This is a genomic window from Polaromonas vacuolata (assembly GCF_012584515.1).
GTDB classification, from domain to species: domain Bacteria; phylum Pseudomonadota; class Gammaproteobacteria; order Burkholderiales; family Burkholderiaceae_C; genus Polaromonas; species Polaromonas vacuolata.
In genome coordinates, this window is sequence record NZ_CP051461.1 from 2,579,786 (window position 1) to 2,603,311 (window position 23,526).

Sequence of the window (23,526 nt, forward strand, 5' to 3'; positions counted from 1 at the left end):
TGACGTTGTATTTGCGACGAGTACAAAATTTCTTTTTTTAATTTTTAAGGATCTTCATGTCAATGTTTACCGCTGTCGAAATGGCACCACGCGACCCCATACTGGGCATTAACGACGCCTTCGCTGCCGACACCAACCCCAGCAAAGTCAACCTAGGCGTTGGCGTTTACTACGACGACAACGGCAAACTGCCGCTTTTAAAGTGCGTGCAAACTGCAGAAGCGCAAATGATGGAAACCCCAAAAGCCAGGGCCTACCTGCCGATGGAAGGCTTTGCAGCTTATGACTCAGCCGTCAAATCCTTGGTTTTTGGCGCTGATAGCGAGCCGGTTACCAGCGGCCGTGTTGTTACAGCCCAAGGCATTGGCGGCACGGGTGGCCTGAAGATTGGTGCTGACTTCTTGAAAAAGCTCACCCCGAACGCAAAAGTCATGATCTCTGACCCAAGCTGGGATAACCACCGCGCACTGTTTGCAGCGGCCGGTTTCGCCACCGAAAGCCATCCTTACTACGACGCCGAAAAACGCGGCGTTAACTTTGACGGCATGCTCGCCTCCCTCAAAGCGGCAACACCCGGCACCATAGTCGTGCTCCACGCTTGCTGCCACAACCCGACTGGCTACGACATCACCCCAGCGCAGTGGGATCAGGTTGTCCAAGCAGTTAAAGACGGCGGATTGACCGCATTTCTTGACATGGCCTACCAAGGCTTTGGCCACGGCATCAAAGAAGACGGCTCAGTGATTGGCAAATTCGTCGCTGCCGGCCTGAACTTTTTGGTCGCCACCTCATTCTCCAAAAGCTTTAGCCTATATGGAGAGCGCGTTGGAGCGTTGTCGGTACTTTGCTCTAGCAAAGAAGAAGCTGGCCGTGTGCTATCCCAAGTCAAGCTGGTGATTCGCACCAACTACAGCAACCCACAAATTCATGGTGCAACAGTAGTCGCCAATGTGCTCAACACACCGGAGTTGCGTGCGCAGTGGGAGCAAGAGTTGACTGAAATGCGCGAGCGCATAAAAGCCATGCGCGCAAAACTGGTTGATGGCCTCAAGGCGGCTGGTGTGAAGCAAGATATGAGCTTTATCACCAACCAAATCGGCATGTTTAGCTACTCAGGCCTGAACAAAGACCAAATGATTCGTCTGCGCAGTGAATTTGGCGTTTATGGCACCGACAGCGGCCGCATGTGCGTTGCAGCCCTGAACAGCAAAAATATTGATTACGTTTGTAAAGCAATCGCGGCGGTGATTTAAGCCTTAGCGTCACCCTTTCAACCCCAGACAACAGAGCGCATTGAAATCGATCCGCCCTGAAAGCTGGTGTTGAAAAAACGCATACGCTCACCGGCTTGCACCGCACCTGCGGCATAGAGCAGCGGCAGAAAATGCTCGTGACTGGGGTGGGCTATTTTGGCGACTTGGCCAAGTTTGAGAAAGTTTTGTAAAGCTTTCAAATTACCCTGCTGTATGTAGTCACCAATGATGTGATCAAACTCCAGCGCCCAATCAAACGCTTGGTGACCGGCAGCACCACGCTGCATCTCACGCAAGTTATGAACAATATTGCCGCTGCCGACAATTAGCACGCCGCGGTCGCGCAGACCCAGCAGCTGTTGGGCCAGCGCGTAATGATCTTCTGGCGGTCGGCTGTAATCCATGCTGAGTTGAATCACAGGCAAATTAGCAGCAGGAAACATAGGCTTTAAAACCGACCAACTACCGTGATCCAAACCCCATTCATGGGTATCAAGGTCTAGCGGCTTAGAGCCGCGTTGGCGTATTAACTGGGCAATGACACGCGCAGCAGCCGCATCACCGGTAGCTGGGTATTGCTCGTCAAACAACTCTTGCGGAAAACCGCCAAAGTCGTGCAGAGTTTTGGGATGTTCCATAGCCGTCAGTCGCCAGCCATCCGTTAGCCAATGCGCAGAAATACACAGCACCAGTTGCGGCATGGGCATGCTCACGCCGAACTCAGCACCCAGCGCTTGCCAGCTACGCCGATACTCGTTGTCGCCAATCGCATTCATGGGGCTGCCGTGGCCAAGAAACAAAACCGGCATACGCTCGGATTTGCGCAGCGAGACGATGCCGTCAAGCAGGGCCATTTGAGTAGAAGAAAACATAATTTGAAATCGCTCGTTTGATATCCCCGGGGTCGCCGGGCGACTTGACTAGATTTACTTTTATCTAATAAATTAGATGCAACGCGTGTAACGTTTATACCCTTGACTGCTCTTTGCTTGGCCAGAACGACGACAATAGAAAATATACTTATTTAAAAGTCAACTGAAATGAGTAAATCTTCTTAAATCAGTTGTTATCACGTTAAATTTGTTGCGATGCAGCACAGTCTGCGCTCGCAATTTTGCTGCAATGCAGCATAATATGTTCACGTATTACTCACTCACCCAAAAAAGTCAAAGGACAGTCAAATGCTCTATCAAGTTTATGAAGCCCAACGCACGCTGATGGAACCGTTTGTTGATTTTGCTCAGGCCGCCTCCAAGCTCTACAGTAATCCGCAATCGCCAATGGCACAAACACCATTGGCCCAACGCATGGCTGCCGCTTACAGCCTGATGTATCGCCTGGGCAAGGATTATGAAAAACCAGCCTTTGATATCCCTACCGTTGACGACAATGGTGTTGGCATCGCGATTCAAGAGCGGGTTGAAATCGATAAGCCGTTTTGCGAACTGCGCCGCTTTAAACGTTTTACCGACAACACAGCCACACTGACCAAACTCAAAGGTCAACCAGCAGTACTCATAGTCGCCCCTCTTTCTGGTCACTACGCAACACTGCTGCGTGACACCGTCAAAACCATGCTCAAAGACCACAAGGTCTATATCACTGACTGGAAAAACGCACGCACAGTGCCACTGACTGAAGGTGAGTTCCATCTCGACGACTACGTCAACTACATACAAGAATTCATACGTCATCTGCAGGCCACCTATGGCAACTGCCATGTGATTAGCGTCTGCCAGCCAACCGTGCCGGTGTTTGCAGCGGTCTCCTTAATGGCTTCACGCGGTGAGACTACGCCGCTATCCATGACCATGATGGGCGGCCCAATCGATGCGCGTAAATCGCCAACGTCGGTGAACAATTTAGCCACGACTAAGAGCTTCGATTGGTTTGAAAACAATGTGATCTACCGTGTGCCAAGCAACTTTGTCGGTGCCGGACGCCGCGTTTATCCAGGCTTTTTACAGCACGCCGGTTTTGTCGCCATGAACCCGGATCGCCACGCCAACAGCCACTTCGACTTCTTCAAAGACTTGATGAAGGGCGATGACACCAACGCAGATATGCACCGTAACTTTTACGACGAATACAACGCCGTTCTAGATATGGACGCTGACTACTACCTCGAAACCATTAAAACTGTATTTCAAGAATACAAGCTGGTTAAGGGAACATGGGATGTGATGTCAGTGGACGGAAAACCTGAACGCGTAGTCCCGGGCGACATCAAGACGACTGCAGTTATGGCTGTTGAAGGCGAACTCGACGATATCTCTGGCGCCGGCCAGACCCGTGTTGCACTAGACATGTGTAGCGGAGTATCTGATACGAAGAAAAAATTCTTTGAAGTCGAAGGTGCAGGCCACTACGGTATTTTCAGCGGTCGCCGCTGGCGCGACCAAGTCTATCCAGAGGTTAAGGCCTTTATCCTAGCGAACAATAAATTGCCAAATACAGTCAAACTAGCGTTTGAAGAAACGGGTGCAGCCACAGCCGCGTCAACAAAACCAGCCATTGCGGCAAGTAAAAAACCAGCCAATGCAGTTTCATCTGTGCCGGCAAAGCCCGCAACAAAAACCACACCAAGCACGGGTAAAGCGCCTCGCTCAAAAGCGGCCACAGTTGCAAAAACCACGGCCACTGCAGTTACTGAAGTGGCCTACAAACCCATGACCAAGTGGGTGACTGAAACTCCAGCCCGCCTGGCTGACAAGAGCCCACCTAAAGCGGCGACACCCAAGTCTTCAAGCAAAACAGCAGCGGCCAAAACCGCCAAAGTTGCGCCGGCTAAAACTACACGCACCAAGTAAAATTTGTCAGGCCGGGCCTTGGTTGCCCGGCGGCAGTCAGCAACGTTAAATTAACGTAAAACCTAGATTCAAACGAATGCTTTTTTAAAGTGAAAGTTCTGTGACCGCCAGCCAGACTGTTATGGCCAAACTGCTGCTTGCAGCCTTACCGCAAACACAATGCGCCCGCTGCGGCTATCCAGATTGCGCCAGCTATGCCAATGCCATTGCGAGCGATGAGGTCGATATCAACCAGTGCCCGCCTGGCGGAGCACAGGGCGTAGCAAGGCTTGGTGCAATCAGCGGCAAAGCCATCAAAACGTTAAATCCAGCCAACGGTAACGAAGGCCCACGCATGATGGCTTTTATCGACGAGGACTGGTGTATTGGCTGCACGCTATGCATCAAGGCCTGTCCAGTCGATGCCATCATAGGCGCGAACAAACTCATGCATACGGTGATAGAAGCCAGTTGCACCGGCTGCGAGCTGTGCTTACCGGTTTGCCCAGTGGACTGTATCAACCTAGAAAACATCACAGGTTTAGACAGCGGCTGGCACGCTTGGTCACCTCAGCAAGCCGACACGGCGCGGGATAGTTACGCATCACACCTCAAACGTCTTGAAAAAAGTGCAATCGACATCGGTGAGCCCGCATCAATCACAGAGCCGTCTCAAGAAGCTGCCCTAGACAAGCGCGCCGTTATTGCCGCTGCACTGGCCAGAGCTAGGCAGCAAAGAAAAAGCTAATAGATAAAAATATTAGCACCAGCAAAAGTCGACACTGAAATCAATACCAGTGTCGATAAACACAATCAGTCCGGCATCTCGGTTAAACCCAGTACTTCAGACTCGTAAGCATGCAGCGAAGGCGCACCACCGGTGTGTATGAACAGTACGTTCTCATCCCGGCCAAGATAGCCTTGACGAGCTAAGCCTATGAGGCCAGCCATGATTTTTCCGGTGTATACCGGATCGAGCAAGATAGCTTCTGTGCGAGCCAACATCTGCACCGCTTCAACCATGGCCTGATTCGGCACGGAATACTTGGGCCGCCACCAGTCGCCAAAAGTGAGCACCGCCTCGCGCGGCACTTGGATATTTAAGCCCAACAGGTCGACGACTGCCTGCGCTTCTTTATGCACCAATGGATCTTGATCTTTTGGATCGCGACTAACACCAATACCAATCAGCGGAATGTGAATGTGGTTACCTAAGAAACCCGCCAACAAACCACCATGCGTGCCTGAGCTGCCGGAGCCAACAACTATCTTGTCGATCTTTACGCCCTGCTCAAAAAATTGCTGCTGTAGTTCTTGCGCACAAGCCACATAGCCGAGACCGCCAATGGCGTTTGAACCACCGCCAGGCACGATATAGCCCTTGCGTCCGAGTGCTAGCAGATCGCTAGCGACCTGTTCCATAGCGGCCAACATATTGCTGCCAGCCGGCACCACGGTAATGGCTTCGACACCCATTAAGCGAAATAAAAAATTATTCCCGCTGGCATCTTCTTTATAACTATTGGGCACGCGCTCTTCGATCACGAAGCGGCATTTCATGCCTTCTTTGATAGCTGCGCTTAAGGTGGCGCGGCAGTGATTCGATTGCGGCGCGCCGCAGGTAATAAGGGTATCTGCGCCTTGAGCCAACGCATCAGCGGCCAAAAATTCCAGCTTACGGGTTTTGTTTCCGCCTGGCGTAAGGCCTAGCATATCGTCTCGTTTAATCCAGACGTTCGGGCCTGAGCCCTCGGGGCAGGTGGCGCGTAGCGCCTGGGTGAAATGAGGTAAATACTCCAATGGCGTAAAGCCTTGGGTATAACGGCGACGGGGGAAGCGGCTTAAATCCATAACAATCATTGTGCCTGACTGCTGGCACGTTTTTGACTCTCGATCAAGCCGCCACTATGCTTTTATAGACCCCACAGCCAATATAAACATTGCCGAGTTTTTGCACGTAAGACATCTTGGTCAAAATCTTGCCCCTGCTCGCGTCTGCGATGTCGTAATCGACCCAATCTGGCCGCAAGTGAGCTTGACTCACAGCGCGGCCTGACGGCATCAGCCAATACACCTTCTACCATCAGGTCAGTGCACTAAGTACCGAAAATTGCGCCAAGCGTGCAGCCTGCTCATCTGTCGAATAGACCGCTCACGGCCAACATCGATCAGATTTTATGGCTCACTAATGGGTCGCGATTTTCAATGCGCAGCAGCCATCAATCCGAAAGCACTAATCACTTCCGCAGGTGCCTGCACCATCTCTATCAAAACGCCCTCGCCTGAAATCGCAAACTCATCGTTGGCTTTAGGATGCAGAAAACAAATATCAAAACCCGCCGCACCTTTGCGAATACCACCGGGAGCAAAGCGCACGCCCTGGGCAGTAAGCCAATCCACAGCTGCCGGCAAATCATCAATCCACAGTCCAACATGGTTGAGCGGCGTCGTGTGAACCGCTGGTTTTTTGTCCGCATCAATCGGCTGCATCAAATCGACTTCGACCTTGAACGGGCCGCTGCCAATCGTGCAAATATCTTCATCAACGTTTTCACGTTCACTGACAAAGTGACTGGTGACTTCTAAACCCAGCATGTCCACCCACAGGCGGCGCAGCTTGTCTTTGGACGGCGCACCTATGGCAATTTGTTGTATGCCCAATACTTTGAAAGGGCGTGCTGTGATGTTCATACGGCTTGTGTCCTGCGACCCGAAAGAAAAGTCACACCATCAGGTCCGGCGCTCTCGTGATGCGGCGTTCCCGCGGCTAGGCGAAAGACATCGCCGACGCTATAAGTAGTGGCAATACCCGCTACTTGAAGCGTAATTTGGCCAGCAATAATCAGCGCTCTGGCGTCAAAATCGTGTTGATGCTCGCCCATCGCGTAGCCGACTGGACGCTCAATGCTGACGGCCGGGGCAAAGTCATCAGCCTCAAGGCCGGCAAAAAATTCTTCTTTAAGCATAGGGATTTTTCCTTTTAAGCAAACTCAACAATTGGTTGATCAACCGTGAGCGATTCGCCCTTGGTCGCCAACACTTTGCCAACCACGCCGTCAGCAATGGCAAACAACACGTTCTCCATTTTCATCGCTTCAATCACCGCAATGCGCTCACCGGCTTGCACTTTTTGACCGACTACCACCGCAACTTCAACCAACAGGCCTGGCATGGGCGAGAGCACATAACGACTCATGTCAGGTGGTGCTTTAAACGGCATGAGTAAATGCAAAGCCGCGGCGCGTGGCGAGAGCACCATGGCATCTAAACGCGTGCCGTCATGCGAGATGCGAATCGCCAGCGGATTACGATCCACACCGCGCTCAACTTGCGCAGTAAACGGCTTGCAATTGACCGTGCCACGAATGCGCGCGCCGCCCAAATGCCAATGGCTGCTGATCTCAAAACTATTCTCTCCAATCTCTATCACGCTAAGCCCAGCCGCATCAGGCAGATCGCGCACGGTCACCGGTTGATGGATGTTTTTACCTTCAGCACCTAATGCCACGACGACGAAGGCCTCGCGCACCAAAACACCATGACCGGGCATTTGACCGCTAATGCCCGCAGCGCGGCTGAGCAAACGGTGGTTAACGTAGGCAGTAAGTGCCAATAAAAACTGTGGGTTGGCATGCTGCACGTCTTCTGCGCGAAAGCCTTTGGCATAGTTCTCAGCGATAAAGCCGGTGTTAAAGTCGCCAGCGACAAATTTGGGATGTGCCAACAGCGCAGCCTGAAAAGGAATGTTGCTAGAGATGCCGCGAATCACAAAACCATTCAGAGCTTCGCGCATTTTGGCAATCGCATCCAAGCGGTTCTTACCGTGCACGATGAGCTTGGCAATCATGGAGTCGTAATGCATGGGAATTTCACCCCCATTTTGCACACCGGTATCAACACGCACACCCATTAACTGCGAAGTGTCAGATGCAAACATAGTTTGTTCTGGCGGCTGAAACAACACCAACCTGCCGGTCGAAGGTAGGAAGTTGCGAAACGGATCTTCGGCATTGATGCGGCATTCCATGGCCCAACCGTTGCGCTGTACATCGGCTTGCGCGAACGGCAATTTTTCACCAGCAGCCACACGAATCATGAGCTCGACCAAATCCAAACCGGTGATGGCTTCGGTCACTGGGTGCTCTACTTGCAGCCGGGTGTTCATCTCAAGAAAGTAAAAGCTTTGGTCTTTACCAACCACAAACTCCACTGTGCCAGCGCTTTGGTAATTGACCGCTTTCGCTAAAGCCACCGCTTGCTCGCCCATGGCTTTGCGGGTGGCTTCGCTGATGAAGGGCGAAGGCGCTTCTTCAATTACTTTTTGGTGACGACGCTGAATCGAGCATTCGCGCTCATTTAGGTAGAGCACATTGCCTTGGCTGTCGCCGATTAATTGAATCTCAATATGACGCGGTTCTTCGACAAATTTTTCGATGAAGACACGGTCATCGCCAAAACTGTTTTTGGCTTCATTACGGCAACTGGTAAAACCTTCAAAAGCTTCTTTGTCATTAAAGGCTACGCGCAAACCTTTGCCGCCACCGCCAGCGCTGGCCTTAATCATCACCGGGTAGCCAATGCCTTGCGCGACCGCTACGGCTTGCTCGGGTGAATCCATCGCCTCGTTCACGCCGGGTATGCAATTAACGCCTGCGGCACCCGCGAGTTTTTTCGATTCAATCTTGTCGCCCATGGCGGCAATTGAATAATGCTTGGGACCAATAAAGACCAAGCCTTCTTCTTCAACTAGCTTTGCAAAGCCGGCGTTTTCACTTAAAAAACCATAGCCGGGATGAATCGCTTGGGCGCCGGTTTGTTTTGCCGCAGCAATGATTTTGTCCGCCCGCAAATAGCTGTCGCGGCTGGCGGCTGGGCCGATGTTAACGGCTTCATCGGCCAGCTCAACATGGCGTGCGTCGCGGTCTGCGTCTGAGAAAACAGCAACTGTCTTAATACCCATTTTGCGCGCCGTGAGTATCACGCGGCAGGCAATCTCGCCGCGGTTGGCGATCAGAATTTTGGTGAACATAGACTTTTAATCCTTAGCTAAATACATCAATACATGAAAACATTAAAAAGCTTGCGTGTTGAGACCTACAAGCCATCACAGCAAAATCACAGCGGAATGTTTCCATGCTTGCGCCACGGGTTTTCAATTTTTTTATCGCGCAGCATATTGAGCGAACGGCAAATACGCTTGCGGGTTTCATGCGGCAAAATCACGTCGTCGATAAAGCCGCGCGCACCGGCCACAAAAGGATTGGCAAAACGCTCTTTGTATTCGGCCTCGCGGGCCGCGAGTTTGACTGGATCATTTTTATCTTCGCGGAAAATAATTTCCACTGCGCCCTTGGCGCCCATCACCGCAATCTCGGCATTCGGCCAAGCAAAGTTCACATCGCCACGCAAATGCTTGGACGCCATCACGTCATACGCACCGCCATACGCTTTGCGTGTGATCACAGTGATTTTTGGCACCGTGCATTCTGCATAGGCGTAAAGCAGTTTGGCGCCGTGTTTGATAATGCCGCCGTATTCTTGGCTGGTGCCGGGCATAAAGCCGGGTACGTCAACAAAAGTGATCACAGGAATATTGAAGCAATCACAAAAGCGCACGAATCGCGCCGCTTTGACAGAGCTCTTAATGTCCAAACAACCGGCCAGCACCAAGGGTTGATTGGCAACTATGCCTACCGTCTGGCCCTCCATGCGGGCAAAGCCTATGACTATGTTTTTTGCATACTCGGGTTGAATTTCAAAAAAGTCGCCGTCATCCACGGTTTTAAGAATTAACTCCTTCATGTCGTAAGGCTTGGTCGCGCTTTCTGGCACTAACGTATCCAGACTTAAATCCATGCGATTGGCCGGGTCTGCGCTAGGGCGCACCGGGGCTTTTTCGCGGTTGTTAAGCGGTAGGTAGTTGTAGAGACGGCGCAGCATCACCAATGCCTCGACATCATTTTCAAAGGCTAAATCCGCCACACCGCTTTTAGTGGTGTGGGTGATAGCGCCGCCTAATTCTTCGGCGCTGACTTCTTCATGGGTGACGGTTTTCACCACCTCTGGGCCGGTCACAAACATGTAAGAGCTGTCTTTGACCATGAAGATAAAGTCGGTCATGGCTGGCGAGTAAACCGCACCACCGGCGCTAGGGCCCATGATCATGCTAATTTGCGGAATCACGCCGCTGGCCATGGCATTGCGCTGAAACACATCCGCATAACCACCGAGTGAAGCAACACCTTCTTGAATACGTGCGCCGCCCGAATCGTTCAGGCCAATGACTGGTGCGCCGACTTTCATGGCTTGGTCCATGACTTTACAAATTTTCTCGGCGTGAGCCTCTGACAGTGCGCCGCCAAAGACAGTGAAGTCTTGGCTAAACACAAACACTAAACGCCCATTAATCATGCCGTAACCGGTGACTACGCCGTCGCCGGGAATCTTGTTTTCAGCCATACCAAAGTCGGTGCAGCGGTGCTCGACAAACATGTCCCACTCTTCGAAAGTACCCTCATCAAGCAACAGCTCTAAGCGTTCGCGCGCTGTGAGTTTGCCCTTGCCATGCTGCGCGTCTATACGCTTTTGACCACCACCCATGCGGGCTGCAGCGCGTTTTTCTTCTAGCTTTTCGAGTATGTCTTGCATGCTGGACTTTCTTTTGTTTTGGCTAATTTTTAGGACTGAAGTCTAAGTTTGGCGACTTTGCGCAGCCAGTAATTGACGCGCGGCGGTGGATGCTGGCAACTGACCACTGGCTACTTGCGCCAACACTTCTGGCAGCAAACGACTAACGGTTGGGTCTTGGCGAAAAGACTGCTTAAGGCCCGCGTCTATTCGCTCCCACATCCACGCTAACGACTGTTTTTTACGCCGCGCTTCAAGCGCGCCGTTGGCAGTTTGCAGCGCGCGAAACTGCGAAACTGCATGCCAAAAATCATCCACGCCTTTGTTTTTAAGCGCGCTTAACTGCATCACTTGGGGATGCCAGTTTTTGTCGTAACTCTCGGCCTGCGCTGCGCCCATGGCGTTGTTAACTAGGCCGAATAAACGCATGGCTGAACTAATTTGCGCTTGCGCTCGCATGGCAGCGTCTGGGTCTATATCGGCTTTGTTAACGAGTACTAAATCGGCTAGCTCCATCACGCCTTTTTTAATCGCTTGCAAGTCATCGCCCGCATTCGGCAGTTGCATCAGCACAAACATGTCGCTCATATTGGCGACTGCGGTTTCGGATTGGCCCACGCCCACCGTCTCGACAATCACCACGTCGTAGCCTGCAGCTTCGCAGACCAGCATGGCTTCGCGGGTTTTTTCGGCGACCCCGCCCAGCGTGCCGCTTGATGGGCTGGGGCGGATGTAGGCGCGCTCATTGACCGAGAGCATTTCCATACGCGTTTTGTCACCCAAAATTGAGCCGCCAGAAACGCTAGACGAAGGGTCAATTGTCAGCACCGCAACGCGCTGACCTTGGGCAATTAAATAAAGCCCCAGCACTTCAATGAAAGTAGATTTACCAACCCCGGGCACGCCGCTAATACCTAAGCGAAAAGCCTTGCCGGTATGCGGCAGCAGCGCGGTAAGTAGTTCATCGCCTTGGGCGCGGTGATCAGTACGAGTCGATTCGAGCAGCGTGATCGACTTGGCAATCGCACGCCGCTGAGCTAGCGGCGTGCCGTTGACCACCGTATTAAAGAGTTCAGATGGGCCCTGCATGATTTTCAAACGGTGCGTATTAGCAGTGCTGAAAAACTTCTCAAGATCACGCTCTGGCCGTCGCTAAAGAGAGTCGTATCTGCTCCAGTACGTCCTTGGCACTAGCCGGTATCGGTGTGCCCGGGCCGTAAATACCTTTGACGCCGGCTTCATAAAGCATGTCGTAATCACGGCGCGGAATCACACCGCCTACAAAGACAATAATTTCTTCTGCGCCCTGCGCCTTGAGCGCCGCAATAATCGCTGGTACCAAGGTTTTGTGGCCAGCAGCGAGTGTGGAAACGCCGACAGCATGCACGTCGTTTTCAATCGCTTGGCGGGCGCATTCTTCTGGGGTTTGGAACAGCGGGCCCATGTCCACGTCGAAGCCTAAATCGGCAAACGCAGTGGCGACGACTTTTGCACCCCGATCGTGACCGTCTTGGCCGAGTTTTGAAATCATCACGCGTGGGCGCCGACCTTCGGCTTCAGCAAAGATATTGATTTCGCTTTTTAACGTTTCCCAGCCTTCGGCTGAATCGTAGGCAGCGGCATAAACACCGCTGACTTTTTGCGTGTCCGCGCGGTGCCGGCCATAGATTGTTTCTAGCGCATCGCTGATCTCACCCACTGTCGCTCGCAGGCGCACCGCTTGAATCGACAAGTCGAGCAAATTGCCGGTGTTTTCTTCGGCGGCCAGCGTGATGGCGGCAAGGGCTTTGGCAACGGCTGCGTTGTCGCGGGTATTTTTGATGCTGTGAAGTCTAGCAATTTGTGAATCGCGCACTGCAACGTTGTCGATGTCGCGGGTTTCAATCGGGTCTTCGGATTGGAGTTTGTATTTATTCACGCCCACAATCACATCCCGACCGCTGTCAATACGGGCTTGTTTTTCGGCCGCTGCAGCTTCAATTTTGAGCTTGGCCCAACCGCTGTCCACGGCTTTGGTCATGCCGCCCATGGCTTCGACTTCTTGAATAATCGCCCAGGCTGCATCAGCCATATCTTGGGTTAATTTTTCCATCATGTAGCTGCCAGCCCAAGGGTCAACAACGGCGGTGATGTGGCTTTCTTCTTGAATGATGAGCTGGGTGTTACGCGCAATCCGTGAGGAGAACTCGGTCGGCAGCGCAATCGCTTCGTCAAAGCTATTCGTGTGCAGACTTTGCGTGCCGCCAAACACAGCCGCCATGGCCTCTATGGTGGTGCGTACTATGTTGTTGTAGGGATCTTGCTCCGTCAGGCTCCAGCCGCTGGTTTGGCAGTGGGTGCGCAGCATCAGGCTCTTGGGATTTTTAGCCTCAAAACCGGTCATGATGCGGCACCACAGCAGGCGCGCGGCGCGCATCTTGGCGACTTCTAAATAAAAGTTCATGCCAATCGCCCAGAAAAAACTCAGGCGTCCGGCAAAGGCGTCTACATCCAAGCCTTTGCCGATTGCGGTTTTGACGTATTCCTTGCCGTCAGCTAGCGTGAAAGCCAACTCCAACGCTTGATTCGCACCGGCTTCTTGCATGTGATAGCCAGAAATTGAAATCGAGTTGAACTTAGGCATGTGCTGCGCCGTGTATTCAATGATGTCGCCAATGATGCGAATGCTCGGTTCAGGCGGGTAGATGTAGGTGTTTCTAACCATGAACTCTTTAAGAATGTCGTTCTGTATGGTGCCGCTTAGCAGCGCCTGACTCACGCCCTGCTCTTCGGCGGCCACTACATAGCCAGCCAAAACTGGCAGCACAGCGCCATTCATGGTCATGGAGACGCTGACTTTGTCCAATGGGATTTGATCAAACAAGATTTTCATGTCTTCAACGCTGTCGATTGCTACGCCGGCCTTGCCGACGTCACCAGTCACGCGCGGATGATCGCTGTCGTAACCTCGATGCGTGGCCAAATCAAAGGCCACTGAAACGCCCTGCCCGCCAGCGGCCAAAGCCTTGCGGTAAAACGCATTCGATTCCTCGGCGGTTGAAAACCCCGCGTACTGACGAATCGTCCACGGCCGCACGGCATACATGGTTGCCTGCGGGCCGCGAATAAAAGGTGCTAAGCCCGGCAAGGTGTTGGTGTGGGGCAAGTCTTTGATGTCTTCAGCGGTATACAAAGGCTTGACGGTAATGCCGTCTGGCGTTTGCCAGTTCAAGGCATTGATGTCGCCGCCGGGTGCTGACTTGGCAGCCAGTCTGGCCCAGTCGTCAAGGCTTTGGGCGGGAAATTCTGGCGTTAAATCTTGATCTATAGGGCGCATGACAGTGGACCGCTTTATTCGTTGTGCATGTTTAAACGCGAGTTGCGGGACTCAGTCAGCCGCAGCAACTCTGGTTCATTGCCCATTCTGCAGCAAGCTCGGCAAGCTAGCGGCGGGCTTGGAAAATGGATTGCAATAACATGAGCCGGAGTTTACATTATTTATAATTATGAATTCAAAATTAAGTTTCATGTAAGATCGCCGCCAATAGCTAGCCATAACGCTGTCATCGCAGAACCTTTAAAAGCAATACATGTCCGCCCTGTCCCTGACCCCTAAAGCGTTGTACGAAGAAGTCGCCGAACGCTTGCGCCAGCGCATCTTTAGCCGTGAGCTAGAACCTGGCAGTTGGATTGACGAGTTAAAACTGGCCGAGTCCTACGGCATTAGCCGAACTCCGCTGCGCGAAGCCCTGAAAGTCTTGGCCACCGAGGGTTTGATCACCATGAAGCTCAGACGCGGCGCTTATGTGACCGAGGTGTCCGAATCCGATTTGAGCGAGGTCTATCACCTGCTCAGCCTGCTAGAGAGCGATGCCGCCGCTGCCGTAGCCAGCCATGCCAGCGAGACTGAATTGATTGAACTCACAGAGCTGCACCGCCAGCTTGAAGCGGCGGCTCACTGTAGAGAAGATTTTTTACTGGCCAACGTGCAGTTTCATGCCCGTCTGTTGGTGATTGCGGGCAACCGCTGGCGCGAGCAAATCGTCAATGATTTGCGCAAAGTCATGAAGCTGCAGCGGCATAACTCGCTGCTTAAAAGTGGACGGATTGAAGAATCCTTAACAGAGCACCGAGCTTTGCTAGAAGCGCTCAAAGCGCGTAATCCCAGCAAGGCCGCGCAGCGCATGCAGGAACATTTTAAAAACGGATTCAAGGCGGCGAGCTAAACACGCAAGGCTAATGCTGCGGTGCATGGGTACCGCTAGGTAGCCGCTTCAAAGCCCAATGCAATCAGAGCCTTAGGCTCTGCGCAAAACTCACCCTCCGCTAAGCAACGTCAGCCAAAGAATCTTCAGTCGCTGGCAGCGCATGCGCTAAAGCCATGACCTCAGACGCAGGTAATCCCTTGAGCTTGTGATCACTCCAGACCTGACGCCAGCGCCGCGAGCCCGCTAAGCCATGACGCAGGCCCAGCATATGGCGCGCAATACTGCTCCAAGGCGTTCCGTGCAGCAAGGCTTCACGCTGCATATAAAGCACCATTTGCTGTTCTATAGACTCACGGGTCAAATCATTTTCTGCCGCGCCAAAAAATTCATGGTCCCAAGAGGCTAACCAAAAAGGCTGGTGATAAGCCTCACGGCCAATCATCACGCCATCGACTTGTTGCAGTTGCTCATGCACTTGAGATGTCGTCGTCAAGCCACCATTAACCGCGATAGTGATATTCGGAAAATCACGCTTGAGCTGGTGCACCAATTCATAGCGCAGCGGTGGTACTTCGCGGTTTTCTTTGGGACTCAAACCTTTGAGCCATGCATTGCGCGCATGGACTATGAAGACTTCACAGCCAGCGCGATTAACCGTGCCCACAAAGTCGCGCACAAACGCATAACTCTCGTTTTTATCTATGCCAATACGGTGCTTAACCGTCACAGGAATATCCACTACGTCGAGCATGGCTTTGACGCCATCGGCCACCAGATCAGGTTCGGCCATCAAGCAAGCACCAAAAGCGCCGCGCTGCACACGCTCACTCGGGCAGCCACAGTTCAGGTTGATTTCCTCATAGCCCCATTGCTGACCGAGCACAGCGCAGCGCGCCAGATCAGCCGACTCGCTGCCGCCTAATTGCAAAGCCAGCGGATGTTCCTCAGCATTAAAGTCCAAATGGCGCGCCACATCGCCATGGATTAAAGCGCCAGTGGTGACCATCTCGGTATAGAGCAGCGCATGACGGCTGAGCAGACGGTGGAAGTAGCGGCAGTGTTTATCACTCCAATCCATCATGGGCGCAACCGATAAGCGCCAGGGATTTGAATTCACGGTATTTTCTTTTAGCGCTGGCATAACTTGTTGAAACTATTCATTCACATTGATATTGAGACTTTTAATCTCTGATTTTTCAATAGTCGTTGTATTAAAAGCGGCATGAATTTCACACCACGCAAAAATACAAGCAATTTGAGATTACAGCACGAGCGCCAAATCACGGTATGACTAGCCCAGAGATAAGCGGCAAAAAGGTTTAAAAGCTGATGCAGACTGCGCGATACGCATTAGCTTGATCGCACCGGATATCAGCAAAGCCTAGTGTTTTCATGCGTCATTTCTCATGCCGCGATTTAGCTGTTGTGTAAAACCAAACCAGATAAATAAGCAACGTTTTATCGCTCCAAAACGTTCAAAAAGCTTTCAATTTTTTCCCCATTAAAAACAAAACGATAAAGATCAAAATAAATAGAAATATTTTGTAAAAAAATCTTTTTATTGGAGTAAAGTCACCAAAAATAAGCAAAAAATAACAAATACTTACATTTAAAGTAGTCGTAATTAATCAGCAGTTTCGGTCGGTTTATTTTTTATATTTAACAGGAGATTCATCATGAAAAAAGTTATTAACAGCACGTTGGGTCTTTTGACTGCAACCATTTTTTTAAACACGCCGTTACAAGCCGCCACAGTTGGCAACAGCTTTAACGTATTGGTCAATCTGACCTCTACCTGCATCATTGACTCCACTACCAACACGCTAAATTTTGGAACCTACACAGCATTTGGCAGTGCTTCTACCTCAACGCCAACAGCCGCCATCAGCTTTAAGTGCACACAAGGCTTTGTCCCTTCTTCCGTAGTGCTTGACACGACTGCTCCACTTGCAATTGCGGCAGCAGCCGGATTAACAACTACTGGCACGGGCGTGATTGCAGGCTTGCGTTACACATTGACAATGGCAGGAGTTGTGAGCACTACGGGTTCTGCCGCCACTACAACTGCAGGTTCGGGCGCTGACATTAAGTCATACACGATATCTGGAAACATGGTGTCTGGTCAGGCGGGCCTTAGCTCCACAGCAACTGTAGCCGCCACGCAAACTCGCACACTGACTCTGACTTTTTGAAGTCTTAATACCTGACAAAGATAGAAACGTCGATCACTATGCGCCCCAAGCTTTTGCTAGGTTTCGCTTTAACGCTGGCGACTGCTAGCTGCTTGGCTGGCAGTGCGAGTAATCTATTAGAGGTCCAGGTCACGCTAAACAACACTTGCATCAGCAGCAGCGCGTTATTCGTTGGCAGTGCAGAAGTTAATGTTCGCTGCTCGGGCAATGTTTTTGTCAATATTGCGCAAATTGGGAACCTTGAGCAGGGAGATAACAGTCCCTCTAGAAGTGACCAATTACTAGCAACTTCAGGTACAGAAGCAACTAGCCGTGCGACTTACCTAGCGCAAACACAAACGCAAGCGAGTAGTTTTTTAGGACAACTCGGCACGCAGAGAGCACTTCACATCGCTAACTCTGCCAGAGGCGAATTTGCTCCCCCGATTGAAATGATGGTAACTTTTTGATGTCAAATTTTTTGCAGCATGTGCGCCTACATCTTTTAAATTGCGCGGTTTTACTAACACTGCTCATGTCTTGGACAGCGTCTAACGCGGGCGTTTTTTCTGTCTCTCCTGTGCGGCTATACATGCTGCCAAAAGACCGCGCTATTGCGATAACGCTGACTAACGAAGGCGATACTGCGGTGGCCTTGCAGGCCGACATCAATACTTGGACTCAAAAGCCCGATGGCACCGACGAGCTGGTACTCACGGAAGATTTAATTTTATCGCCGCCCATCATTAAGCTGCTACCTAAGGCGCGCCAAGTGGTGAGACTTGCCCGGCTAAATCCGGCAGACGCTAGCCGACAACTGACTTACCGCTTAATCATTCGCGAAGTACCAGAAGCTTTGCCTAGCAACGGTATTCAAGTGCCCTTAGTGCTGGCTTTTAGCCTGCCGGTTTTTATCACGCCACCCATTGCGAAATACCAAATGGCCTGCAGTACCGTCAGTGTTAAAAGTTCAGTTTTGGATGTACTTTGCAGCAACACCGGAACGGCTTACACCCAAATACGTGAAGCGGTATTGCTGCGCGGCGAGCAATCCTTAGCCAAGTTTGAAGGCGGCAGTTATGTGTTGCCGGGCTCTAGCAAGAGTTTTGCGCTTAAAAGTGAAAAATCTTTTTCAGCAGGCCCAGCTGAACTAGTCGTTACGTTCGACGACGGTAAAAAGTTGACCACGAATGTCACGTTGCCGTGATCGTTTCAGATGTCAAAAATAACTACCGTACTCCTAACAATAGCGACTGTGTTGGCGTGTGCAGTAACACAGCCCATGCCCAACTGGCTAGTTTTTAGGGTCAAGAAAACAGTCCTGCGTGACGCTGATGAGCATCTAAGTTTTGCGCAATATTCAACTCACCATCACTTTGATTTTTACTGATGCACGGTTTTTTTGCTGCGTTGGCAATTATTTGCTGCGCTCTGTCTGCGCGAGCCCAAAGCACACCACCCCTTAGTGTTGCGCCAGAGGACGACCAGACCAAGGACAACCTCATGCCACTGGACGTATTGATCAACAACACCAAAGGCGGCGTCTGGACGCTGCTAGAGCGCAACGCCAAGCTCTACGCCCCACAAGAGGCTTTTGAGGAGTGGCGCCTGATTCACGCGGCTAACCCGCAAGGCATAGATTACAAAGGGCAGAAGTGGTTTGCCCTGTCCGACATTCCCGGGTTTGAAGCACGGCTTAACTATGCAGAGCAATCGGTCAATTTGGTTTTTTCACCCACCGCTTTCAACGCCACTCGCCTGACACAAGAAGTCGCGTCACGCCCCCCCATCACCGAATCAATACCGGCCTTGTTTGCCAACTACGACCTTAACTACTCCACCGCTCGCAGCAAAAACTTCGGCAGCGCCGCAGTGACCCGAGACCTTGGCGCATTAACTGAATTGGGCGCCTCAGGGCAATGGGGCTTGTTAACGAGTAGCTATGTAGCTCGCAACCTGGTGTCGCAAGACCCGGCACTCAGCGCATCATGGCGCCGCCTTGAAACGACTTACACGCGTAATTTTCTTGACAAAACCAGTACCCTGCGCCTGGGTGACAGCGCCACGCGCGCGGGCATTTCGGGCCGCTCGGTTTACTTTGGCGGTGTGCAGTTCAGTCGTAATTTTTTCTTGCAACCGGGCTTTATCACTCAGCCAGTTCCTATCGTCTCAGGTCTGTCGGCCGGCTCCAGTACGATGGAGCTGTATATAAATAATGCGCTTCGTCAAACGTCGCAAGTACCAGCCGGGCCGTTCAGCATTGACAATTTTCCGTCCCTGACCGGCAGCGGCGAAGCCAGAGTCGTGATACGCGATATTTTGGGCCGCGAGACCGTCATCACCCAGTCCTTTTTCAGCCATGCCAATTTGCTTGAAGAAAAGCTAAACGACTGGAGTTTTGAGCTCGGCGCACTGCGTCAAAATCTAGGCACAAACAATGCCGATTACGGCCCTAAATTTATCTCCGGCCTGTGGCGCAGAGGCTTAACTAAAAGCCTTACCGTCGAAGGCCAAGGCGAGTGGTCTGCGGCGCTGCAGCGTACCGGCCTAGGCGCCACTTACACGCTACCCCTGCAAATGCTGGGACAAACCGCCGTGTCACTAAGTCGCAGCAACTTAGCAGGCAGCGGATACAACTGGCTAGTAAGCGCCGAGCGCAGTAGCTTGCGACATAATTTTTCGGCCAGTGCCCAAAGTGCATCGCGCGGTTACCGGCAACTCGGTTTAGACACCGCAACGTCTTTGCCGCGTCTACAGACCAGTACCAGCTATAGCTATAACAGTGAGGAGCTGGGATCGCTAGGCGTAGGCTATACCGGTTTTTCCAACTATGACCTAGGCAAGCTCAACACCGTCAACCTGAGCTACAGCGTGCGCATTGGTCAGCGCAGCTCACTGACGCTGACAGCGAGCAAACTCAGTGGCATTTCATCCGGTTACTCAGTCGGTGCAGCCTTGTTATTACCGTTTGACAACAAGATCGCAATCTCTTCAGGCGTGAGCAGCCGTAGTGGCGCGACCGAGAGTTATGTCAACGCCAGCCGGGCTTTAAGTGACGAAACCGGCTGGGGCTGGAGAGCCGCGCTAAGCAAGCGAGCCAGTGGTGCGTACAGCGAAGGCGGTGCTCATTACCAAGGCGCAAAAGGACAGTTTTCGGCCGATCTGAGTGGCGACCAAAACCAGCAAAATATGCGTTTAGGTCTAACCGGAGGGGCGGTAATCGCAGATGGGAAATTTTTTATTTCGCGCCGAGTACAAGACAGTTTTGCCATCGTCGAGGTTCCGGGTTACGCCAATGTAGGCGTGGGTTTTCAGGGCAGTTCGCTGACCCGAACTGACGCCAACGGCGTGGCGCTACTGCCCCGCCTGCTGCCTTTTCAGCGCAACAGCGTAAGACTCGACCCAAGCGAGCTACCAATTAGCGCCGAGCTCGATTCAATCGAGCAAGAAGCCGTTCCAGCGCAGCGCAGCGCAGCGCAGTCAAGATTCGCTTTCCCGTACGCGCAGGTCGCGGCGCTTTGATTCGTATCGTGCTGGATGACGGCGAGCCAGCGCCGGCTAGCGCAGAAATTGAGTTGATTGGCGACAGCAAAGAATTTTTTGTGGCGCGGCGCGGTGAGGCATTCATCACCGGCCTGCAGACGACTAATCGCTTGCGGCTGAAGTGGAACGAGACCAGTTGCACGTTTGACGTTGTGCTGCCCGCCGGCAGTCTTGATGACATTCCCCGGCTTGGTCCCTTAGTATGTAGCGGAGTAAAACGATGATTGCTTTTAATACCCTGCGTCTTGCCTTAGCAGCATTGCTGTGCACCTTCGCATTGCAAGCGCAGGCAGCGATTACTTGCACGTTAACGCCTACTTCGGTCAACATAAATTACGTCAACGGTCAAACCAGCAATGCCAATACAAGTGGCTCCATCACGATAAATTGCACACGGCTATCAACGGATGTGAACAGTACCAGTTATTTTGTCAGCATTGATTACGGAAGCCGCACAAAAAATCCCCGGCAAGTCTTTCGTACCGGTGGAGGCACAGGTGCTTCCGACCAATTAAATATCAGTATTTATCAAAGTGGCAGTACGACTAATTGGGCTAACCAAAACAATAACATGGTCAGCGGAACCTTAAATTTTTTCACATCGACCAGCGCAAGCGTGACACTGACCTATGACTTTAGGGTGCCGTCTGGGTTGACCGGTAACACAGCAGGAATTTTCGACGAGATATTTATCACCAGTTTGCAGTTCACCAATAACGGCGCCATTCAGGCAAGCGCTGCGTTTACAACTACCGTGAGCATCACAGCCATGTGCTTCGTAGGCCAAGTAGCCAGTGGAAACACCGCACCAGGTGCAATTTCGCCCTCAAACATGACACTGAACTACACCTCCTTTGCAACTGCTGCGCAATCCACGACCATGACATACACCGTCGACTGCACCAAAACCACGCCTTACAGCATGGACTTATCACCCAGCAGCGGTGTGCTGTTGGGCTTGGCTTATACGGTGCAGTTTGACAACGGTTCGGGGACTAAAACTGGACTGACTGGATCAGGGTTTGCCCAGCCCTACACCGTCACAGCGGCTATAGCCGCCGGCCAAGCCGGCTTGTGTACGACGACCGCTTGTAGCGCGACGCAGGCCACGACGATTACCGTGACCTACTGACGATTTTTTTGTGACTGACGGTAAATAGCAAATTAAAAAATGCTAATGACTCACCGCGTCATTAGATTTAAGTACTGGGCCAGACAGCAGCCATTCCACAGGCGTTTGCGTTGACTCAGTGTGCAGACTTTTGCGGCTCACCGGGCTTGTCATGCACCGCAAACCGGTCGACCAAAGTCGCACTCGCTGTATTCAATCCAATGACTTCCACCTGACGACCTTCACGCTTAAACCGCAGCACTACTTTGTCCAATGCGCCAACTGAAGTGATGTCCCAAAAGTGCGCACGGCTCACATCAATACGCACCAGTTCCAGCGTTTCTTTGTAGTCAAATAAGTTGATGAAATTTTCTGACGACGCAAAAAACACCTGCCCCACCACGTCATAGGTGCGCTGTTTAGCGTCTTCATCTATGCGGCTTTCTATGCGCAGCAATTTGCCGACTTTGTTGGCAAAGAAAATGCCTGACAGCAGCACACCCACTAACACGCCTTTGGCCAAGTCGTGGGTGAACACGGTCACCACCACAGTCGCAATCATCACCACAGAAGAACTCGATGGGTGTTCGCGCAGTTTGCGAAGCGAGTCCCAGCTAAACGTGCCTATGCTGACCATAATCATCACGGCCACCAGTGCAGCCATGGGAATTTGCTTGACCCAAGGACCTAAAAATACAATCAGAATCAGTAAAAACATACCCGCAGAGAAAGTCGACAAACGCCCACGCCCGCCCGATTTCACATTAATCATGGACTGGCCAATCATGGCGCAACCGGCCATACCGCCGATAAAACCAGTTGCGATATTGGCCACACCTTGGCCTATGCATTCACGACTTTTATCACTAGAAGTGTCTGTCAGTTCATCAACAATAGACGCCGTCATGATGGATTCAAGCAAGCCCACCATGGCCAGCGTAGCGGAGTAGGGAAAGATGATTTTGAGGGTCTCAAAAGTCAAGGGAATATCGGGAAACAAAAAGATCGGCAAACTATCGGGCAACTGACCCATATCGCCCACCACACGGATGTCCAGGCCGGCAAACATCGCCACACCGGTCAATACAACAATGCAAACCAGCGGTGAAGGGACAGCTTTGGTGATGTAGGGCAAGCCATAAATAATGCCTAAACCGGCGGCCGTCATGGCGTAGACCACCCAGGTGACATTGGTCAGTTCTGGCAGTTGCGCCAGAAAAATCAAAATCGCCAAGGCATTCACAAAACCCGTCACCACAGAGCGCGAGACAAAACGCATTAAAACGCCTAGCTTGAGTAAGCCCGCACCGATTTGCAGCACACCAGTGAGCAGCGTAGCGGCCAGCAAATACTGTAGGCCGTGGTCTTTAATCAAGGTCACCATGACTAAAGCCATGGCACCAGTGGCGGCAGAAATCATGCCCGGCCTGCCGCCAGCAAAAGCAATCACTACCGCCATGCTGAAAGAGGCGTAAAGCCCGACTTGTGGGTCAACGCCCGCGATGATAGAAAAAGCTATGGCTTCTGGGATAAGGGCTAGGGCCACAACCAGTCCGGCGAGCAAATCGCCACGGATGTTGGACAGCCAGTCCTTGTGGAGAGTAGATAAATTCATAAGGAAAAAATAGATAGCGACGCGCAGCCTGAACTGGCGCCTAAAAGCAAAAAACGAAAAAATCTGACTGGTCAGCGTAGAGCTGTAGAGACCCAAGAATTTGCGCTATTAGCGCTAAGAGCCCACTCAGGGTGGTGTCACAGAAAAGAAATGTCCGCGCGGCATTGCACTACCGGGAAAATCTTCCTCGGTGATTGGCTTTTGCGGCTGAACTTTGTGCATCGCAGCAT

Annotated in this window: 21 protein-coding genes; 10 read left to right on the forward strand and 11 right to left on the reverse strand. The window is 51.9% G+C overall.

Going from position 1 to position 23,526, the window contains the following annotated elements; all coding sequences use genetic code 11:
* The first annotated feature begins 56 nt into the window (after positions 1 to 56).
* Complete coding sequence (locus HC248_RS11760; RefSeq protein WP_168922639.1) at positions 57 to 1,253, forward strand: amino acid aminotransferase; 1,197 nt, start codon at positions 57 to 59, stop codon at positions 1,251 to 1,253.
* Between the two features lie 17 nt (positions 1,254 to 1,270).
* Here the strand turns inward: HC248_RS11760 and ygiD are convergent, their stop codons facing one another.
* Positions 1,271 to 2,125, reverse strand: coding sequence for a 4,5-DOPA-extradiol-dioxygenase (ygiD, locus tag HC248_RS11765; RefSeq protein ID WP_168922640.1), 855 nt, complete (start codon positions 2,123 to 2,125; stop codon positions 1,271 to 1,273).
* 309 nt (positions 2,126 to 2,434) lie between these two features.
* On the opposite strand from ygiD, the gene HC248_RS11770 reads away from it, so the two are divergent.
* Entirely contained in the window at positions 2,435 to 4,063 is a 1,629-nt protein-coding gene (locus tag HC248_RS11770; RefSeq protein WP_168922641.1) for a polyhydroxyalkanoate depolymerase, read from the forward strand.
* A 121-nt stretch (positions 4,064 to 4,184) separates the two neighbouring features.
* On the forward strand, positions 4,185 to 4,790 hold the full coding sequence (locus HC248_RS11775; RefSeq protein ID WP_168922642.1) for an RnfABCDGE type electron transport complex subunit B: 606 nt from the start codon (positions 4,185 to 4,187) through the stop codon (positions 4,788 to 4,790).
* Positions 4,791 to 4,855: 65 nt separating this feature from the next.
* On the opposite strand, the gene cuyA is transcribed toward HC248_RS11775, so the two are convergent.
* The 8 genes from cuyA to scpA form a co-directional block, all read right to left on the reverse strand.
* Positions 4,856 to 5,893 carry a D-cysteate sulfo-lyase gene (gene cuyA, locus HC248_RS11780; protein WP_168922643.1) on the reverse strand — a complete coding sequence of 346 codons (1,038 nt, stop codon included), beginning with the start codon at positions 5,891 to 5,893 and terminating at the stop codon, positions 4,856 to 4,858.
* Between the two features lie 43 nt (positions 5,894 to 5,936).
* Positions 5,937 to 6,086: a hypothetical protein gene (locus HC248_RS11785; protein ID WP_168922644.1), complete on the reverse strand. Its 150-nt coding sequence runs from the start codon at positions 6,084 to 6,086 to the stop codon at positions 5,937 to 5,939.
* 158 nt (positions 6,087 to 6,244) lie between these two features.
* The gene (locus HC248_RS11790) at positions 6,245 to 6,733 is read right to left on the reverse strand and encodes a VOC family protein (RefSeq protein WP_168922645.1); all 489 of its coding nucleotides are present in this window, start codon (positions 6,731 to 6,733) and stop codon (positions 6,245 to 6,247) included.
* Positions 6,730 to 7,008 (reverse strand): cupin domain-containing protein, encoded by a 279-nt coding sequence (locus HC248_RS11795; RefSeq protein WP_168922646.1) that lies wholly within the window; start codon positions 7,006 to 7,008, stop codon positions 6,730 to 6,732. The genes HC248_RS11790 and HC248_RS11795 overlap by 4 nt, the downstream gene beginning before the upstream one ends.
* A 14-nt stretch (positions 7,009 to 7,022) precedes the next feature.
* Positions 7,023 to 9,071, reverse strand: a complete 2,049-nt coding sequence (locus tag HC248_RS11800; RefSeq protein WP_168922647.1) for an acetyl-CoA carboxylase biotin carboxylase subunit — start codon at positions 9,069 to 9,071, stop codon at positions 7,023 to 7,025.
* Between the two features lie 86 nt (positions 9,072 to 9,157).
* Positions 9,158 to 10,690 (reverse strand): acyl-CoA carboxylase subunit beta, encoded by a 1,533-nt coding sequence (locus HC248_RS11805; RefSeq protein ID WP_168922648.1) that lies wholly within the window; start codon positions 10,688 to 10,690, stop codon positions 9,158 to 9,160.
* Positions 10,691 to 10,732: 42 nt separating this feature from the next.
* The gene (gene meaB / locus HC248_RS11810; RefSeq protein WP_168922649.1) at positions 10,733 to 11,758 is read right to left on the reverse strand and encodes a methylmalonyl Co-A mutase-associated GTPase MeaB; all 1,026 of its coding nucleotides are present in this window, start codon (positions 11,756 to 11,758) and stop codon (positions 10,733 to 10,735) included.
* A gap of 46 nt (positions 11,759 to 11,804) precedes the next feature.
* Positions 11,805 to 13,985 (reverse strand): methylmalonyl-CoA mutase, encoded by a 2,181-nt coding sequence (scpA, locus tag HC248_RS11815; protein WP_168922650.1) that lies wholly within the window; start codon positions 13,983 to 13,985, stop codon positions 11,805 to 11,807.
* Positions 13,986 to 14,238: 253 nt separating this feature from the next.
* Here scpA and HC248_RS11820 point away from each other — a divergent pair, with 253 nt between their 5' ends.
* Complete coding sequence (locus HC248_RS11820; RefSeq protein ID WP_168922651.1) at positions 14,239 to 14,874, forward strand: GntR family transcriptional regulator; 636 nt, start codon at positions 14,239 to 14,241, stop codon at positions 14,872 to 14,874.
* 100 nt (positions 14,875 to 14,974) lie between these two features.
* Here the strand turns inward: HC248_RS11820 and dusA are convergent, their stop codons facing one another.
* A complete protein-coding gene (gene dusA, locus HC248_RS11825; protein ID WP_168922652.1) occupies positions 14,975 to 15,997 on the reverse strand; it encodes a tRNA dihydrouridine(20/20a) synthase DusA in 1,023 nt (340 codons plus the stop codon).
* A 535-nt stretch (positions 15,998 to 16,532) separates the two neighbouring features.
* Between dusA and HC248_RS11830 the strand changes: the two genes are divergently transcribed.
* From HC248_RS11830 to HC248_RS11850, 6 genes are all read left to right on the forward strand, one after another.
* Positions 16,533 to 17,048: a Csu type fimbrial protein gene (locus HC248_RS11830; protein ID WP_168922653.1), complete on the forward strand. Its 516-nt coding sequence runs from the start codon at positions 16,533 to 16,535 to the stop codon at positions 17,046 to 17,048.
* A 38-nt stretch (positions 17,049 to 17,086) separates the two neighbouring features.
* On the forward strand, positions 17,087 to 17,497 hold the full coding sequence (locus tag HC248_RS11835) for a hypothetical protein (protein ID WP_168922654.1): 411 nt from the start codon (positions 17,087 to 17,089) through the stop codon (positions 17,495 to 17,497).
* Entirely contained in the window at positions 17,497 to 18,234 is a 738-nt protein-coding gene (locus HC248_RS11840) for a fimbrial biogenesis chaperone (protein WP_168922655.1), read from the forward strand. The genes HC248_RS11835 and HC248_RS11840 overlap by 1 nt, the downstream gene beginning before the upstream one ends.
* Positions 18,235 to 18,416: 182 nt before the next feature.
* The gene (locus HC248_RS11845) at positions 18,417 to 20,549 is read left to right on the forward strand and encodes a fimbria/pilus outer membrane usher protein (protein ID WP_238342612.1); all 2,133 of its coding nucleotides are present in this window, start codon (positions 18,417 to 18,419) and stop codon (positions 20,547 to 20,549) included.
* Positions 20,546 to 20,794 (forward strand): FimD/PapC C-terminal domain-containing protein, encoded by a 249-nt coding sequence (locus HC248_RS17715; RefSeq protein WP_238342613.1) that lies wholly within the window; start codon positions 20,546 to 20,548, stop codon positions 20,792 to 20,794. Before HC248_RS11845 ends, HC248_RS17715 begins: the two co-directional genes overlap by 4 nt.
* A complete protein-coding gene (locus HC248_RS11850) occupies positions 20,791 to 21,702 on the forward strand; it encodes a hypothetical protein (protein ID WP_168922656.1) in 912 nt (303 codons plus the stop codon). The genes HC248_RS17715 and HC248_RS11850 overlap by 4 nt, the downstream gene beginning before the upstream one ends.
* 115 nt (positions 21,703 to 21,817) lie before the next feature.
* Here the strand turns inward: HC248_RS11850 and HC248_RS11855 are convergent, their stop codons facing one another.
* Entirely contained in the window at positions 21,818 to 23,296 is a 1,479-nt protein-coding gene (locus tag HC248_RS11855; protein ID WP_168922657.1) for a SulP family inorganic anion transporter, read from the reverse strand.
* Between the last annotated feature and the right edge of the window lie 230 nt (positions 23,297 to 23,526).